1 protein-coding gene is annotated in these 19518 nt (G+C 46.7%); it reads left to right on the top strand.

Features of this window, described 5'->3' with window-relative positions; genetic code table 11:
* Nucleotides 1-75 precede the first annotated feature (75 nt).
* Nucleotides 76-19476: a retention module-containing protein gene (locus OCU56_RS15045; protein WP_261875535.1), complete on the top strand. Its 19401-nt coding sequence runs from the start codon at nucleotides 76-78 to the stop codon at nucleotides 19474-19476.
* Nucleotides 19477-19518 lie beyond the last annotated feature (42 nt).

Genomic DNA, 19518 nt, shown 5'->3' with positions numbered 1-19518 from the left:
AGTAACAACGTAGTTGTATTGTGGAAGTACTGTCTTGCTCAAGGAGTATCAAGACAGAAGACAAGGATGTAGGTTATGAAAGAGCAAATACTGATCACGGATGTTTCTGTTGTAGAAGCGCAAGGCAAGGCAATTGTTATCAATGCGTCCATCCCCGCCAAACCGATTCAAAAGGGTGACACTCTGCAAAAAGGGGACGTGTTGCTCATTGGTGATGATTCTAAAATCATGGTGCAATATGGCACAAAAGCCGAAATTTTTGACCAAGCGTGTGCGGTGTGTGTGGCCAGCGTACCTGCAGATGAAGCAACCGACGTTGCTTGGACACAAATAGACGCCTCCCTGCAGTTTCAGCAATTTCCTTCTCAGTTTTCTCAGCAAGATATTACCTTTTTACAAGACGCTATCGCCCGAGGTGATGATCCTTCCGCAGTACTCGATGCCATGGTGGCAGGCCATCATGTGGATGCACAAACCTCCGCCAATGCTGGCTTTGTTTCTGTCGATATGACGCATGTGGAAACCCACCCGCAAACCTACTTTGAAACCGATGCGCGGGTGATGAACGCCCCTGATATTGACGATGATGGCCTTACTATTAACTTTGCTGAAGGTGGGGGGGAGATAGCCTTAAGCCTAACCGAAGGCTCCCTTAGTTCACTGGCAAATTCACGTGACAGTGACCCCTCACAGGGTTATCCACAAACCACCAAGGGCAGTGTATTTATAGAGCAAGCTACGTTTGCTTTAGATCCGCAGACCTTTATTGTTTCCCCTATAGATGTGGACTCGGTGCTTGCCGAGTTAAACGCTAAGATTACCAGTGGCGGTGAAGCGGTGCTGTTTGTGTATGACGAGGCACAAAACAGCTTAGTGGGGACGCTCAATGGGGAGGAAGTACTCTCAATTACTATTGAGCAAACTGTCCTTGATCGTGGTATAGAACTGACGGTCACCACTTTAGTCTCCCAGCCGATTGATCACATAGATGCTGGGGGCCAATACGTTGTTATTAACAATGACCAATTAACCATTAATTTTGCCATAACAGGTCAGGATATTAGTGGTTTTGAGCTGATCAATCCGGTGCAATTTAGTGTGGTTGTCACCGATGGCGATAATAGTGTTGTGGACGCGGTGGTTAGCGATGAAGTGGAAGCAAACGGGGCGAGTACGAATGTATTAAGTGGTGAGTTATATCAACTGGGCAGTGACAAGCTCGAGACGGTGGTATTTGACCAAGAATCATTGGCACTGTTTGAGGGCTTATTGTCCAATAACTCGGCTACTACAGCCATCCTCAGTGATGATGGCACAGTACTGACGATTGTGCTAACCGCTGAGTTAACGAGCAAAGTATTTGAAATTACCTTAGACCGTGATGGTGGCTATACATTAGAAGCATTTCAAGCCATAGAACAAAACTCCCTTGATACTTTAAGTGTTGCGCTGCCAGTTACCGTCACCGATAAAGACGGTGATATGACACAGGGATTTTTAACCTTAGGTCTAACCGATGGTGATGACCTAAGCATCAATAGCGTTATTGCGCCAAGAATCTCAGAAGATGATATTGGCCTAACGTCTCCTTCTGCAACAGGAGACATTGGTCTTGTCCAAGGAAGCGATAATGTGGAATCAATTATTATCGCCCCTTCGGTATTGCAAGACAGTGCGTGGAATCTATTAACCTCAAATGGGGAAGCGACCGCTCTTAGGCTGGAAGATTCTACGGTTCAACAAAACGGGGTTGGGGATCGCGTTCAAGATACCTTAGTGGTGTATTTGCAAAGTGATCCTAGCACCATTGTGATGCAGGTGGTGGTCAATGTTGATGGCACCTATCAAGTTTTTCTCAATCAAGCCTTAGATCAAGATAGTGCTAATCTCACTTCATTACAGTTACCCATTGTTGCGGTGGATACCGATGGGGATTTCAAGCAAGAAACGATTAGCATTGACATTGAAGATGGTCGCGATCCAACCGGGCAAGATAGTCTACTCGATTATACGGAAATTGTGGGTGAATACAGTACGTCTCGTGAGATCGTTTTTACTCAAGGCAGTGACAAAATAGCTGATGTTTCTTTTGCCGCTAGTGTGGAGTCCGATCCCACTTGGCAGAGTATTGTTAGCAATGGTGAGCAAACTAGCGTTACTGTGATTGACGGGAAAACCATTCAAGTCAACACCTTAGACGGTGATCCGGTACTGCTAGTGACCATTGATAATGATGGTCAGTACACTCTTACTCAGTATCGCGCCATTGAACAAGACAGTGATGTGGTTAATTTAATTATTCCAACCACGGCCACCGATACTGACGGTGATTTCGTGACGCACAATATCACTATCACAGTGCGAGATAACGTCAGTCCATCAGTGGCCCCTAGTGAGGTGAGTTATCAAGAAAGTGGTGAGGCAGGACAAAGCCATACCGGGCAAATGGATTTTACTGTTTTAAGTGATGCCATTGAAAGCGTGCAATTTCTCCCTTCCAGCATCGTTGCGCCTATTTGGGCCGATTTACAATCTAATGGTGAGGACACTACGGTTAGCTTGTCCAGTGATGGCACCGTCTTGACCGTATCCACGGCCACGCAAGATGTGCTTGTCGTGACCATTAATCGCGATGGCAGTTATAGCATTATGCAAAACGCTGCATTAGAGCACCCTGGCATGGGAGACAGTTCCGATAATCTCTTAGTATTACCCATTAGTGTTCTCGCCACCGATTTTGATGGGGACACGGCCTCAAATAGTCTCACTATTAATATTAGCGATGGTCTAGATCCCGCAGCCTCTGACAGTAGCATTCAATATATTGAGTTTGGCGATACCGTACGCACGGTTTCAGCGCAAGTGGTGATTACTAAAGGGGCAGACGCTATTGCCTCTGTTGTTATCGATCCACAATTGGTCAATGACCCTGTGTGGCAAGGTATCACTAGCGGCAGTATGGCCACCGAAGTCAAAGTGGAAGGGAATACGCTGACGGTGTATTACCTTGATGCCGACAATGGCAATGCTCAAGTTGATGTACTGACGGTGAGCATAGATATCGATGGCAATTACACTGTGACTCAGTCTAAACCCATTGACCAAGACCCAAGTACAGATCAAATTTTACTAGAGATCCCAATATTGGTGACGGATGCGGACACCGATGTTGCCACGGCCACTATCGGTGTCACCATTATTGATGGCGCTCCACCTATGGTCAGCGATCAAACCGTGACTTTTACTGAAAAAGCCACTCAGCAGAGCTTCTATGACCAATTTTTGATTGTGGTGCAAGATGATCCTATTGCTGAAGTGGTGTTCAATGCAGAGGCGCTTAATAACGATGCGGTGTGGAGTGGCTTAGTCAGCAATGATCAACCCTTGAGTTACTCTCTGAGTGATGACGGCACCTTACTGACCTTGTATGTCACAGGAGATAGCAGCAATAAAGTGCTAGAAGTTGAGCTGGAAGATTTGCAGGGCAACTTTAGAGTCACCCAATTCCAAGCATTGGATCACAGTGTATTAGAAACATTATTGTTGAATTTACGCGTGGATGTGTTTGATACCGATGCCATGAACAGCGAACCGCAAATTGCCAATATTACCATTCAAATCACTGACGGTGATGATGCGAGCATAGTGCCAAGTACCGCGCCAATCATCAGCGAAACTGGGCAAGAAGTGGCTGTGAGCGGAACCATTAATGTCCAGCCTGGCAGTGATGATGTGTTTAGTGTGGTGTTTGATAAAGCCAGTGTTGAAAGTGATAGTGATTGGACGGGGTTATTGAGTAATAACCAAGCCCTGCAGGTGGTGGTGACTGATAACGGCCTAGTGGTGAGCGTGGTAGGAAACGCATCGGATGTGGTCCTAGAGGCGACGATTAACCCAGACGGCAGTTACACTGTCACGCAGTATCAAGGGTTAGAGCATAACGGCAGTGATTCTATCATCTTAACCTTGCCCGTAATTGTGACCGATACGGATGCAGACTCAGTCACAAGCAATATCACCATACAGATTAACGATGGCATCGACCCTGTTGTGGTCGATAGCAGTGTGGCGCTGTTTGATAACGATACCGCAAACCCGGTGACAGCAAAAGGGGATGTGGGATTAGTGGTCGGTAGTGATGCGATTGAATCGCTGGACGTGATGTTAACATCGGCCGAGTTGCTTGCGTGGCAAGGGATCACCAGCAATGGTATGGCGACAACACTCACCACCTCTCAAGGCCGTTTACTCGTCGCTTTAGAGGACGGCACCCAAGTATTAAAATTTGAGATTGGTTTAGATGGAGAGTATTCCATTACCCAATACCTGCCGATTGATCAGCCTACAGACAGCAACCAAAATAGGCTCTCTGTTACCGTGACGGCCACCGATACAGACCAAGACGTCGCAACGTCAGTGATTGATGTCGTGATTAATGACGGTTTAAATCCAAGCTCTGCCAATGAGGTGAGCACCGCCCTTGATGAAAATGAGATCAGCAACCCAGCACAAGGGCCAGAAACCGGCAATATTGGACTCACCGAAGGTATCGATGCCTTTGCCAGTGTGGTGTTTAATGGCGCGGTGGAAACCGACGATGCATGGCTTGCCTTACAAAGTGATAATCAACAAACCGAAGTTAAGATCAGTGAGGATGGCACAAGGGTCATCGTGCATTTGCAAGGGGATGAAAGCGCTATTGTGCTTACTGCCACCATTAACTTTGATGGTTCATACACCATTGAGCAGTTCTTGCCATTAGAGCAAGATGTTGATAGCAATCTCAATGAGTTAACCTTACGAGTGGATGCGACAGATACCGATGGTGATATCACCTCAACCACCATTGTAATCCCGATAACAGACGGTAAAGATCTGCAGATCTCAGATGCCACTTCCACCCTTGATGAAGACCAAATTGGTGATGTTAACTTCCAACCCCAACAAGGCAGTGTAAACCTAGTCGCAGGTACGGATTTAGTGGAAGCCATTGCCATCGATAACACGGTATTAAATGACCTAGACTGGACCTCTTTGACCAGTAATGGAGAAGGGGTGACCCTTACGCTCTCTTCCACCCAGCAAGTGGGCAATGGAAATAGCGTGAACGACACCTTGTTGGTCAGTCGCACCGATAATGACACTCCGGTGTTAAAAATTATCATCAATCTCGATGGCACATACACCATTGAACAACTGCAACCTTTAGATCAGTTAAATGGCGATGCATTAGATCTTACTCTGCCTATCTCTGCGAACGATGCCGATGGTGATGTGGCCACCGCCAATATTACGATCACCATCAACGACGGCGCAGACCCAGTAGGCGCTGACAGCACCATTAATTTGCAAGAGACAACCGGTGTGGTGACGGGCAGTGAGCAAATCATGTTCAGCGCAGGAAGTGAAGATATTGCCGATATCTCCTTTGCCGCCGATGTGCTTATGGACGCCAATTGGAACGCATTGCAAAGCAATGGTGAAGGGGTGACCGTTGCATTAACGGACAGCAAAACCTTAGTGGTGACCTCGCTATCGGGTAAAGAAGTATTACGAGTGACTATCGATAATGATGGTCGTTATATGGTTACGCAGTCACAACCCATTGAGCAAGATCCAACAACGGATCTAACGAAACTGCTGTTGCCGGTGATTGCCAGTGATTCTGAAGGGGACAGTGCCACTGCTAATATCAATATCAATATCAGCGATAATGTGCCCCCCATTGGCCTAACCAGTACCACATCTTACACAGAAACGGGTGAGGTAGGGCAAACTCACACGGGAAGCATTGTTTTTACTCCCGGCAGTGATAGCGTGGAAACTATGGTGATCGATTCTGCTGTTGAATCGGACCCGATATGGAATGCACTGACCAGTAATGGACAAGCCACCAATCTCTCCCTTGATAGCACAGGTAAGATATTAACCTTATCCAGTGTGACTGGGGACAAGGTACTGGTATTAACTCTGGCCGATGATGGCAGCTATACCTTAGTGCAAAACGGGGCATTGGATCAGCGCGCGCTGGACGATATTAGCGATCTCCTCGTTCCTGTTATTGGCACGGATTACGATCAAGATTCGGCTACGGCCAACATTAGTATCAAGATAAGCGATGGTAAGAATGCTACGGTCGAGGCCAGTTCACTGAGTTTAGATGAAGATGATGTCGCCGATAACAGCGCCACCGATACGGGCAGCATTAATCTGCAAAAAGGGAGCGATGCCATTGCGTCGGTTGAGTTGACCCTTTCTGATGAGCAACAAGCTCAATGGCAGTCATTGACCAGTAACGGGCAACAGACTCAGCTGATCATTACCCCAACAGGGGTCACGGTACAGTTAGCCGATGGTACACCTGTACTGGCATTAACCATTGATATAACAGGAACCTATACATTAACCCAGCTTGGTGCTCTTGACCAAGTGGATGATGTGAATACTTTGCAGGTTGGCGTAACGGTCACTGACAGCGATGCAGACCCAGTGTCAACGGTGATAGATATTACCATTAATGACGGTGATGAGTTTGCAATCTCGCCAGATGATGCGCAATGGAATGAGGATAGCCTAGGCGATGGTTCCGTATTGCCTGTCACGGGTGCGATTAACTATCAAGGAAGTGATGCCATTGCTAATGTGGCCCTTGAACTGACCCCACAGCAACTTGCCCCTTGGAATGCCATTACCAGCAATGGCGAGGCAACGTCATTAACGATTACCGATAGTTCGATTACGGTAACGACCAGTGGTGGCGAGGTGGTGCTTGAGTTAGTGGTGAGTACCGACGGCACTTACACCATTAATCAGTTCGCCGCCATAGATCAAGATAATAACGATCTCATTAACCCAGACCAAACGGTATTAGGCGTGGGCATCATAGTGACGGATACGGATGGTGATATTAATACATCGCCTGTTTCCTTTACCATTAGCGATGGCACGGATCCTGTTATCCTCAATGATACGGCTGATCTGTTTGAAAACGACATTGGTGATGTCACCAAACAGCCCTTTGCGGGTGATTTAGCCTTAGATTCTGGTATTGATTTAGTCACAAGCATTGCGATTGATGCTGGCGTCGTCGCCGTAGATAGCCCTTGGCAGTCGCTAACCAGTAATGGGTTAGAGACAAGCGTTGCCTTGTCATCCACCACGCAAACGGGGGTTAATGATACCCTGACTGTATCCCTGCTTGATGGCACAGTAGTGATGACGGTGACGGTTAATTTAGATGGCACTTACCGTATCGATTTACGTGAACCTTTAGATCAAGATGAGACGAATCTAACGCAATTGACCATTCCAGTACAGGCGACCGATAGTGACTTAGATGTGAGCGATGCCGTTATCACGGTTAAAGTGAGCGATGGGGATGATCCAAGTGGCACAGAGAGTGAGGTGGTGCTCGATGAGATAGTCGGTGAGCAGTCAATCAATGGCACTATTGATTTCGTTGCAGGCAGTGACCAGATACAAAGCTTGAGCTTTGATCCCGCCAAAGTGCCCGATGGGACATGGGATGCTTTAACCAGTGAAGGAAGCCCAACCTCAGTGGCTTTATCTAATGGTAATAAAACCATTACCGTCACGAACGCGATGAATGAAAAAGTTCTAGAAGTGACCATTGGCGATGATGGTCGTTATGTGGTGACTCAGTTCAAACCTATTGAGCAAGATGAACTCACAAACCTAACGGATCTGGTTTTACCTGTGCTTGCCAAAGACTCTGATGGGGATTTTGGTAGCGCGAATATAAACATTAAGATTAATGATGCCGGTGATCCGCTAGGCACGGATGTTAATGTGAATTTTAAAGAACAGGGCTTGCCTCTTGAAATCACAGATCAAAGCATTGCATTTAGCCCCGCCAGTGACGCAATTGAAAGCTACACCTTTGATGCCACGTCAATTACCAGCGATGCATGGACAAACTTAACCAGTAACGGTGAATCGACCTCAGTCAGCATTGTGGGTAACACATTGTCGGTGACGCTAGACAGTGATCCTGATGCGGTGGTTTTAGCGCTGATCTTAGCCAGTGACGGCACCTTTAGTGTTAAGCAATCTCTGCCTTTGGATCAGGATGTGCTTAGCAATGTTAATGATTTAACCGCCACGGTTATCGCCACCGATTTTGACGGTGATAGCTCCAGTGCCGACATCATTTTGAAAATAACCGACGGTGCCGATCCTCAAATTTTAGACTCTACCATTAACTTTGTTGAGGTCACGGACGGCACCACCTTCACCGGTATTATGACGGTCAACAAAGGCATTGATGACATTAAGAGCGTGGAATTTGCTCCACTGGCGGTAGATTCACCTTGGCATTCCATTACCAGTGATGGTCAGCAAACGGATCTATTGATCACGGACAATGAAATCACTGTGTATAAATCAGGAGATACCACACAAGTGGTATTAGTGGTGAGCATTGATAGTGAAGGCCGTTATGTCATCACCGAAAGTGATGCCGTTGACCAACCTGTGGGTGGACCCCTTGAGCTAGAACTTGAAGTGGTGATTACCGATACCGACCTTGATGTGGATTCCGGCACACTGAAGCTGAATATTTTTGATGGTGCCGATCCTGTGGTGCTGGACGGCGCTATCGACATTGTAGAAATTTTCGGTGAACAAAGCTTCTATGAAAGCTTTGAGATTATTGAAGGTACCGATGAAATTGTCTCTATTACCTTTGATGATGCCATTGAATCGGCTGCAGCATGGACCGGTTTAGTCAGTAATGATCTTGAAACCAATGTCGTGTTATCGACAAGTGCCGATAATGGTTTACCCGGCCTGACGCTATTGACCGTGTATATTGGTGATGACCCGACTAATAAGGTGTTAGAGGTTGAAATCCTTGATCTAGACGGTAACTATCGCGTCACTCAATACCAAGCGTTGGATCATGAAAGCCTAGAAAAACTGTTGTTAGATATCCCCATTTTAGTAGAAGACAGTGATGATATGAACGGCCCGATTGAGGCCAATATTGCCTTAACCATCTCCGACGGTGATGATCCTGAAATCGGCAGTGATACCCAATCATGGAGTGAAGACGATTTAAGTACGCTGTTCCCTATTTATTCGGATTTAGGCCTAGTGATGGGCAGTGACGACATTGCGAACATTCGCTTTGAATTAACCGCCGAACAGCAAACCGCCCTAGAAAATTTAACCAGTAATCATTTAGCCACTGACGTCACTGTGACTGACTCTACCATAACCGTGAGTCAAGGGGGCAACCCAGTGTTAGTGGTCACACTCGCCGAGGATGGCTCTTATTCCATAGAGCAAACCTTGCCGTTAGATCAAGACGATACGGGAAAAACTCAGCTTATCTTTGATGTGGTGGTGGAAGACAGTGATGGTGATGACAATATTGATGCCATTACCAATCGACCTCCCTCTGCGATTGATATCACTATTAGCGATGGGACGATCATTACCACAGATCCTGCGGACGTGGCATGGAGTGAAGACGAAATAGGGCAAGTTGGTTACGAATTTAGCGGTGATTTAAATTACCAAGGCAGTGATGCCATAGCGTCTGCGGTGATAGATCTGACTCCTGAGCAACTCACCGCTTGGCAGAGCATTACCGTAAATGGCCAAGCCACGGTATTAGAACAAGGTTCACAAACCCTGATCGTTCGCGCAGGTGGCATGATTGCCTTGCAATTGACCTTAAATGGCGATGGCAGTTTTAAGTTAGAACAGTTTATTGCCGTTGATCAAGATAACAGTGGCAGCGATCAAAGCGCATTAAGTGCAGGGGTAATCTTTACCGATACGGACGGGGATGTGACGCCGTCAAGTATCAAGGTCACCATTGATGACGGCACGGATATTTCGAGCAGTAATCAAAGTGAAAGCTGGAATGAAGATGATATAGGCGGCAGCACACAACCTATTTCAGGCGATATTGAGCTAACGTTGAGTCCTGATGACTTGGCCAGTCTAGACTTTGAATTAAGCGATGCCGAGCGCAGTGAATGGAATGCTATAACCAGCAATGGACAACAGACCTTTTTGCTAGAATCTGAACGTTCCCTTGAACTGCAACTTGCCGATGGCACTGTCGTGCTGTCATTAACTATGGATATTGACGGTAATTATCAAATTGAGCAGCTAGCCTCTGTTGACCAAGATGCGTCGGATCTCACCAAACTCTCTGTGGGCACTATTGCCATTGATGGTGATGAAGATGAAACGCGCAGCAGTATAGAGATTACCGTCGAAGATGGCACCAATATAGGATTAAGCAATCGTCGCGTTATTTTGAATGATGATGATATTGGCACAGTCAGTTTGCCGATAACAGGAGACATGGGGTTAACCCAAGGCAGTGATGCTCTGGCCAGTTTTGGCTTTAACTTAACGAACGGTCAAAGCAATGCACTGAATGCCATCACCAGTAATGGTGAGGCCACCTCTTTTACCATCACAGAAAATGGCACCTTAATTACGGTGTCATTGAGCAACGCCCCCGAGAGCAGCGTATTAACTATTCGTTTAAACACGGACAGTGATGGTCAGTTTGACGGCACTTTCACCGTTGACCAACAACAAGCCATTGACCAAACGGCCAGTAATGATCGCTTGAATCTTGCTCTTCGTGTTGAGCTTAAAGACAGCGACGGTGACATCACCCGCGCCAATGCCCAAGTGCGCATTAATGATGGTCAAGACAGTACTTTTAGCGATGAAACCATTGAGCTTGCCTGGAATGAAGACAATATTATTGGCGCGGTTGATTTCCCCGTGACAGGTGATGTTGGCTTAACAGCAGGAGCGGATGCCATTGAGTCTGTGACCTTATCATTAAGCGCCTCTCAGCAAAGTGCTTGGGATGCACTGACCTCTAATGGCATACAAACCAAAGTGGTGATCAGTAATGATGGGCAAACGCTCTCGTTAGTCACCGATAACGACGCTGAAGATATTGTCTTTATCGGCACCATCGACATGGGGGGCAATTATCGCTTTGAGCAATTATTACCCCTTGATCAAATCGCCGCCGATGATAGTAATCGTCTGGCAGTCACCGTCGAAGCAATGGATACCGATAATGATGTGGTCAGCAAAGAAATTGGCTTAGTGATTAGCGACGGCACTGACCCTGATGCGACGGATCAAAATGAAGCCATTGACGAGAATGTCATTGTAGATGTGGGTGCCGATCCCCTCAGTGGCACTATTGATTTGGTAAAAGGCATTGATGCCGTTGCGAGTGTGACATTTAACCCCAGCGTATTGAACGACACGGCTTGGACTGGTTTATTGAGCAACAATCAAAGTGTTGAACTGCTGCTAAGCGCTGATGGCACAACGTTCACTGTGCATATTGCAGGTGATAGCTCTGCGGTGGTATTGCTTGCCACAGTCAACCTTGATGGCAGTTACAATATAGATTTACGCCAACCTCTAGAGCAAGACAATGCCAGCTTAGATATTAACGATTTAACTTTGATTGTGCAGGCCACAGATAGCGATGGGGATGTCACTTCAGCGGATCTCAATATTGAGATTGCCGATGGGGATGATCCGCAAATAGATACGGCGCCAGCGTTAACGCTCAATGAAAGTCATATCGACCAAGGGGATACTGGGATACCACCAATACAAGGGGGCAATAGCCCAGATGGCGCATTGGAAGTGGGCCGTTCAGCTGTCACGGTAATTAAAGGCACTGATGATATTGAAGCCTTCTTTGTGGACAGTGCCAATATTAAGGTGAGCTATGTCGATGCGGGAGGGCAAACTCAAGCCTTTGCGCTGACCTACCAAGGGGTTGCAGTGACATTTATCAGTGTTACTGGTGGTTATATGGGGGTGGCGAATGTCAACGGTGCACAGCTTGATATCTTATCCATTCAAGTGAATAACGACCAAACCAGCAGTGACTTTGGCCAGTTTACTTTTGAAATCCTTCGCGCCATTGATCACCCGATAGCAGGGGTCAATACCGAGCTTACATCCGCCGATACCTTAACGATTAGTGTCCCTGTGTACGCCCAAGATATGGATGGGGATAATTCAACCACTAAAGATGTCATTGTGAGTGTGGTGGATGATGTTCCTGAAGTGATCGAGAAATCCATTTCCCTAACTGAAGGGAGTGATAGCGCCACGGTGAACGTGTTAAAGCAAAATGGTCTCACCACTGAGGGGTCCGATGATGGTGCACTGACGCAAATTCAAATTGGTTCGACCATTTTAACCCTAGATAGCGATGGCGGATTCCAGTCATTTAACCTATACAGCGATGGCAGCGATCCGGCAAACCCAGTGGATAGTACTTTGCTTATGGGCATAGTTGAAGTGCACCCTGACGGGCGAATACGTTTCACTCCAGCCGATGATGTCAAACAAGAGGGTAACAGCGTCAGTATTGATGTGCAGGTTACAGCCACCGACAGTGATGGCGATACCAGTACCAACCCAGTCACGATTGAAGTGGATGATATTCGCTCGCAAATTACCCTATCTACGGCCAGCGGCTCTGAAGACGCGGGACGCAGTATCACAACAGGCGATAGCAACGCGCAAGATAACTTGCCCGCTGAGGATAAACCCATCCAGGTTGAGATCCGTGTGGATACGGGGGACTTTGATAATGATGAAGCCCTTGGTGCCATCACCATTAACAATGTGGATGCCACGCAAGGGGATTTCTATTACTTTGATGGTGCAAACTACATCGCTTTAACCGTTGTGGATGGTGCGGTAGTGCTGAGTAAAGATCTGCTGGCAAGTTCAAGTTCGGATAATGAAAACTGGAGTGTGGACAATTTATTCTTTGTCCCTGCTCGTCATCAAAGTTCGGAAGCGGCGGAGTATCACTACGACTTTAGTGTTGAGGTGTATCGCAATAACGCCGTCAGTGAAACGTTAGACGAAACACTGTCTGTAGAAGTGAAAGCCATCGCCGATACAGCCACTTGGGAGCCTTCTAGCGGTAACTTTACAGTGAACGTTGATGAAGATGGCGATGATGCACTGTTGCAGATTTTGGCGCAAACACAAGATAAAGACAGTTCAGAAACCCTGACCTATGAAGTGAGCTTTGTGGCTGACTTTGGCCAGCAGTTGTTAATTGATGGGGTTGTGCAAACTGCCGATGCCAACGGTCTGTATATCATCTCCGCGGATGATATTGGTAAAGTCACGGTCAATCCAGCCGATGACTGGAGTGGAACCATTCAGCTGAAAGTGGTCGCCATTACTACAGAAGCGGACAGTAATGCGCAGCTTGTCGAAGCGCGCTCAGAGGAGCGTTATTTCACGGTGAATGTGAATCCGGTGGCTGACGATGGCGCTCTAGTGGTATCACGTATTGTGATTGATGAAGACACCACAACGACGCTGGATCTGCATATAAGAATGAATGCACCTTTAGATGCGGATGGTTCTGAAAGTTTGTATGTGCAAGTGACGGGTTTAGCGGACAGTAACGGCAACTTAGCCACGTTAAGTTGGTTAGGCGATGTTGATGATAACCCGATTGTGGAAGTGTCACCTGGTGTGTATGAAATTCCATACGAGATGCTGTCTATGGTTGAGTTTACCCCTTATACCAACAGTAATGTGGACTTTGCAATGACGGTGACTGGCATCATTCGAGATGTCAGCGAGCAAATACAAAATGTGGATGAAACAAGCGGTAATGGCACCTTAGTGACCGTGACGAACGATCGAGTATTGGATTCAAGGCAAATCGTTGTGGATCTAAAAGGGGTGCCTGATGCCCCCTCTATCAGTGTCGATGGCTTAGGGGATAGTTGGCATCCTATTTTTGATAGTAATGGCGTCCCTAAAGGGGTGGAAACCCTAGTGGATGAAAATAGTGATGTTCCTCTGAACTTTAAAATCTTAAGTGGCGAGCTTAAAGATACTCCTCTAGATGATTCAGAGTCGGTCACTGTGCTGATCTCAAATATTCCCGATGGTGTCAAAGTACTGGATAGCGAAAATAACGAAGTTGATTTGGTGTTTGTGGGCTATGACTCTGCAGGAGGGCCCATTTATCAGGCGAATTTAACCGAAGCGGGGATCAACACAGGGGTTATTTTACGTCCAATCGCCTCCTTTACTGGCAATATCGATCTCACCGCCACCATAGTGATAACTGAAAGTGACGGTGCAGTGAATATCATTGAAGGGGATATTATCATTAACGTTCAGCCGGTTATCGATGCGAAAGATAACTTTGAACGCACCTCGAAAGGGGATGAAGATACCTTTATTGAAGTGGATTGGCATCCAACCGGACTCGACTTCCCAGATAGCGATGAAGTGATTACGTTACTTACCCTTACCGGCTTTCCTGAAGGGGCGGAAGTGCGGGTGAATGGCTCTGTGGTGGCGGTGGATGGTAATGGGAATATAGTGATTAGCGACAGCAATGGCTTAGCTGATCTTTTAAGCGGTGTCGGCATTGTTGAAGTGAAACCGCCTAGTGATGACAGCCGTGATTTTCAGTTAGGTGTCACCCTTGAGGTGAGAGAAGATGATTATGAATTTAGTGACGGTCAATCAGAGTATGAAAACAGTGCCAGCGACGTTATTAACGGCACGGTTGATATTGTGGTGCGTCCAACGGTCGAGAGTGATGCCAACCTGTTTGTTACCGATGTAGACGATAACATGATAGGTGCGGTGGACAACCCCATTGTTGCCGATGCCAGTGGCATGATTAACTTCACTATTAACGATGTTAAAGAGGATGCTTACAGCATTAATTTTGAAGATAGTGATGTCACACAAGCGGAGCAACAGGCTAAAGATAAGCTCGACCTTGACCCTAATGCAACACTGACCGCAGAAGAGCAGCAAGAGCTTGACCAGAATCCCGATGAAATTATAGAAGAGCTGGTGGTGGATTTTTCAACAACGGATCAAGGGATTCTTGATCAGTTAGTGATCATTGGCGCGGTGAATAATGGTGATGGGAAATGGGTGGTCACTAATGAAGAAGATTTTACTATTATTGCCCCAAGTGGTCTGAAGATACCTGGCGACGGCGATGCGGACTTCTCTAACATCACCATTACACTCACCGCTTTAGTGTACGACAAAGGCGAGGAAGGGGAACAAAGCGTTCGCCAGCAAAAAGAAACGGACATCACTCTGCGTTTTCCTGAATCGGTAGTAGTGAATGATTCCATTGCCGCAGAGGTGATTGCCAATACCGATCCCGATGACATTATTATCGGCACCGAAGATCGCAATATCGATCTTGGTCAACAGATCATGGATAAAAACCTGTTGTCTACCACCTCCGACCGAGATGACGTCACGGATCTCTTTACCTTAGTGTTTGCTGAGTCGGATTTGCAAGGTTTTAGTATCCTAGGGGCGGAATATGACTACACCATTGGTGAATATGTATTTAAAGGCACAGTGGATGAAGCGGGAAATATCCTTGGTTTAGAAAATTTGATTCTGGTACCACCGCAAGATTATGCCGGAGACGTTAACATCAAATTTACCGCTATTACCACAGACACCAAATCCGGTGATGAAAGGTACCATGATTTGATTTTGCCAGTGGCAGTATCCCCTGTAGTGGAAGCGGACCAAGTGGTTTCTGTGGTGGTGAAAGGCACGGCCGGTCTTGATCAGGATTTGCAACCTATCGGTGCCGATGGCACAGAAGAGTATCAAGATGGTCTGGCCTATGAAGACGGTATTATTCACCTTGATATTGGTGTGACCTCGACAGATATTGATTCTAGCGCAGATAGAGGGGTTGAAAGCTTTCAAACGGTGACTGTCGCTTTAAAAGACCCATCGGAAGGGGTGCTTATTGATCCGCAAGGCAATGAAGTCAGTTCATTTACGTTGACCTATGATGCGGCAAACCCTAACGCCATTGAAGATTTCTTAAAAGATGTGCAATTTAAACCGGCAGAAAATTTCCCTACGGGAGATAACGATAATACCGTGGAATTGTCCATTTCTGGCACGCTCAATGATGTGACTGTGTTTGATGAAACGGCAGGTTATGATCACCCCTCTGACACGGACTCTGGAAAACCGTTTAATGGTGAGCTCTCCTTTGAAGTGATTCCGGTGGTGGACCCTATCGTCATTGAAGGGGGGGATCGCTCGAATAAGATTGTCATTACAGGGAATGAGGACAGTGCCATTTTCCTTGATCAGATCCAAGGTACGCCTTTCAAGGTTTCTCTTGGAGACGATGACGGCTCTGAAGAATTTGTCTCCATTCGTTTATCGGGTATTCCAGAGGGCTTTCTTGTCAAATCCACCAGTGAAAATGACGCCGATGGCTTTGTGGTGAAAAATAATGGTGATGGTTTTTGGACCATTCAATTAAACAATCCATCAGTGACCTCGGTGTCGTTTAGTGATTTAGAAATCACTCCAGCAGAGCAATTTAGTGGCACGGTAGATCTGGGAATTATTGTCTTTACTCAAGAGAAACTACTGGGGGTGCCAGTTGAACACAACGCTAACTTTACCTTAGTGGTTAACCCTGTTGCTGATGCCGTGGATACGGACATTGATACTGCCGCTGTTGGGGTGGAAAACCAAGATATTGCCATTGACATCAATGCAGCCATTGTTGATGACCGCTATTCGCTCTCCGGGGATGGCAGCGGTTCGAATTATCTCGAAAGCGCCCCTGAAACCTTGAGAGTAACCGTACTGGATGTGCCCGATGGTGCGAGCATTCGTTTAATGGATGGCACGGCGTTTATCAACAATGGTGATGGCAGTTGGACGTTAGATGTGGATGCTCAAGATCTTGAGATGATTATTTTTAATCCGGGCAACAATAACAATTTAAATTGGGACCCTGCGCAAATCACCATCCAAGTCCAATCTGTTGAATACGACATCAATAATAATGAAATCACGGATAACAACGCCATTTCAGAGCAAGTTGTCGACCTAACGATAGAGGCGGTAAACGACCAACCCGTGTTCGGTGGTTTGGCGGATCTGACGTCTATCGAAGATGACCAACTGAATATTAACGGACTTTCTATTGCCGATCCCGATACACAAGATAATCCGATGGCGGAGTATACGTTTACCATTTCGGTGGACAGCGGATTGCTCAACTTTATTGACGATGCGCAAGATCTCTTTGGTGTGGTGCTGTCGAGCACAGATCCAAGCGCCAGTATCACCCTTACGGGAACGGTGGATGCCATCAATGCGGCTTTAGCCGATGGTGTGAGATTTAATCCACTGGATAATTTTTACGGAGTAGTGAATGTCACCGTTGCGGTAAATGATGGTGGAAATAGCGGTGTTGAAGGCGAACCGTATACCAATGATGATAGTTTCATTATTACCGTTGAGGCGGAAAATGACCAACCCGTGATTGACCCTATCAGCGATCAAACCGTAGCGGAAGAGGATGTATTGGACATTACCTCTATTCAGATCAGTGATGTGGATAGTGCCACTGAGCCTGATGCGCCTTATGTGGTGCTGTTATCGGTTAGCGATGGTGATGGGACCTTTAGTTTCACTTCTGATGCGATGAGCTTCGGTGTGACCGTCACCGGGGATGCCACATCGGGTTTGCGCATTGAGGGAAGCGTTAGCCAAATTAATCAATTTTTGGCCTCAGGTGTGACCTTTACACCGGCCAAAGATGTGACTGGTATCGTTAGCGTCACTGTGCTGGTGGATGACCAAGGTAACTTTGGCGTGGTGGGTGAACCCAATACCGCATCTACCCAGTTTGATGTCAATGTGACCCCCGTTAATGATGCTCCTGAGATTTCTGTTATTGCGGACAAAAGTGTCATTGAAGATGGCGTGTTAACGATTAACGACATTCAACTCTCCGATGTTGATATCAGCGATGTTCCAGACGGAGAATTTAAGTTTACGGTGATGGCAAACGGTGAGGGGAATTTCGATTTTGCTCAGGCCGATAAAGATCTGTTTTCAGGCACGGTGACCATTAGCGATGGTCAGTTGGAGTTGCTAGGGTCATTAGATGAGATCAACACGCTATTAAACAGTGGCTTGTTGTTTACGCCAAACAGCGATTTTTCTGGGGATGTGACGGTCAATGTGACGGTGGATGACCAAGGAAACGTTGGCAGTGGCGATGCAAAAATTAGCAGCGAAGCCTTTGATATTACGGTTATTGCGCAAAATGATGCGCCCATTAATAGCATGCCGAGCACCATTATTGCCGAGGAAGGGGCCACCAATAAAATTGTGGGCATTCAAGTGTCAGATGTTGATTATGTCGCCGCCAATAGCAATGGGGAAATAGAAGTGATTATTGCTGTGGATGTGGGCGTGCTTGAGTTGGTCACTTCTAACAGTAACGTGACGATTTTAGATAACAATACCAGCACCATTACGCTAACGGGACCCATTACCGAAGTCAATGCCGTACTGGCGGAGATGGATGCGGACAAAGGTCTTTTCTATACCAATGCACAAGGAACTAATAGTGCAGAGTTAACGGTGACCACTAATGACAATGGTATTTTTGATGATGTGGATAACAGCAACAAACAAGACAGTGATACGGTACCGATTACCATTACACCGGTCGCCAATGCACCTAGCTTAACCTTAAATAGTGATTCTCAGCGCAGTTTGAATACGGTGATATCGGAAAGTGCCTTAATCTCGAGAGGGATCCCATTATTAGGGTTGATGGCAGCATTATCCGATGCCGATGAAACTCTGACTATTGAGGTGAGAGGTTTAGACAGCGCTTTATCGGTGCAGTCAACGTCCGGCAATGTACAGCCTGGTAACGAAGTGGGAAGTTGGATTTTAGATGCCGCCGCCCTTAGTGAGGCAAGCATAGTGGTGACAGAGTCAACGGTGCTACCAAGCGCTGCCATTGCCTTTGATGTAGTGGCGGTATCAACGGAGAGCGATCCCAATATCTCAGCACAATCGAGTGCTTTGAATTATACCGTGGCTGTTGTTAGTGATGGGGAGGATGTGGATGCGTCACTGGCTACGCAAGCGAGCAGTGTGGTTGATGGCGACCAAGACTCCATCTTACGCGGCTCCGATTTTGACGATGAACTTATTGGCGGAGCAGGCAACGATACCTTATTGGGCGGTTTAGGCTCGGATATTCTTACCGGTGGCGAGGGGGAAGATCTGTTTGTTTGGCAAGAAGTTGATAACGGTCAACAAGACGTTATCACCGATTTTGACCTAAGTGAAGGAGACAGCATTGATTTGCTCGGGGTGTTAGATGAGCTTAGCTCAGTGCCCGATCTGAACGATCTATTAGATAACTTTGCCAATACTCAAGAGCTCACCGCTACCTTGATTGAAGATAGCGACGATGTGCTGGTCAATGTGGCATCCGATGCTGACAGTCAGTCAATAGTGGTGAAAGGGTTAAATAATCAATTGGATTATGGCGGCGATCCGGATAAAGATCTACTGACAGCGATGTTTGAAAATCAAGTGTTCAAATACGATGGCAGTTAAGGTGAGCGTTCTTTACTAGCAGTCAATGCATCAAGGGAGCTA

Source organism: Vibrio rarus (assembly GCF_024347075.1).
Taxonomy (GTDB): Bacteria; Pseudomonadota; Gammaproteobacteria; order Enterobacterales; family Vibrionaceae; genus Vibrio; species Vibrio rarus.
Note: the sequence above shows the minus strand (reverse complement) of the source record. Positions and strands in the feature narration are given on the sequence as shown.

What these genes read in the sequence shown, in the direction of transcription:
- OCU56_RS15045 (WP_261875535.1), top strand. Translation starts at nt 76, where the DNA reads ATGAAAGAGCAAATACTGATCACGGATGTTTCTGTTGTAGAAGCGCAA.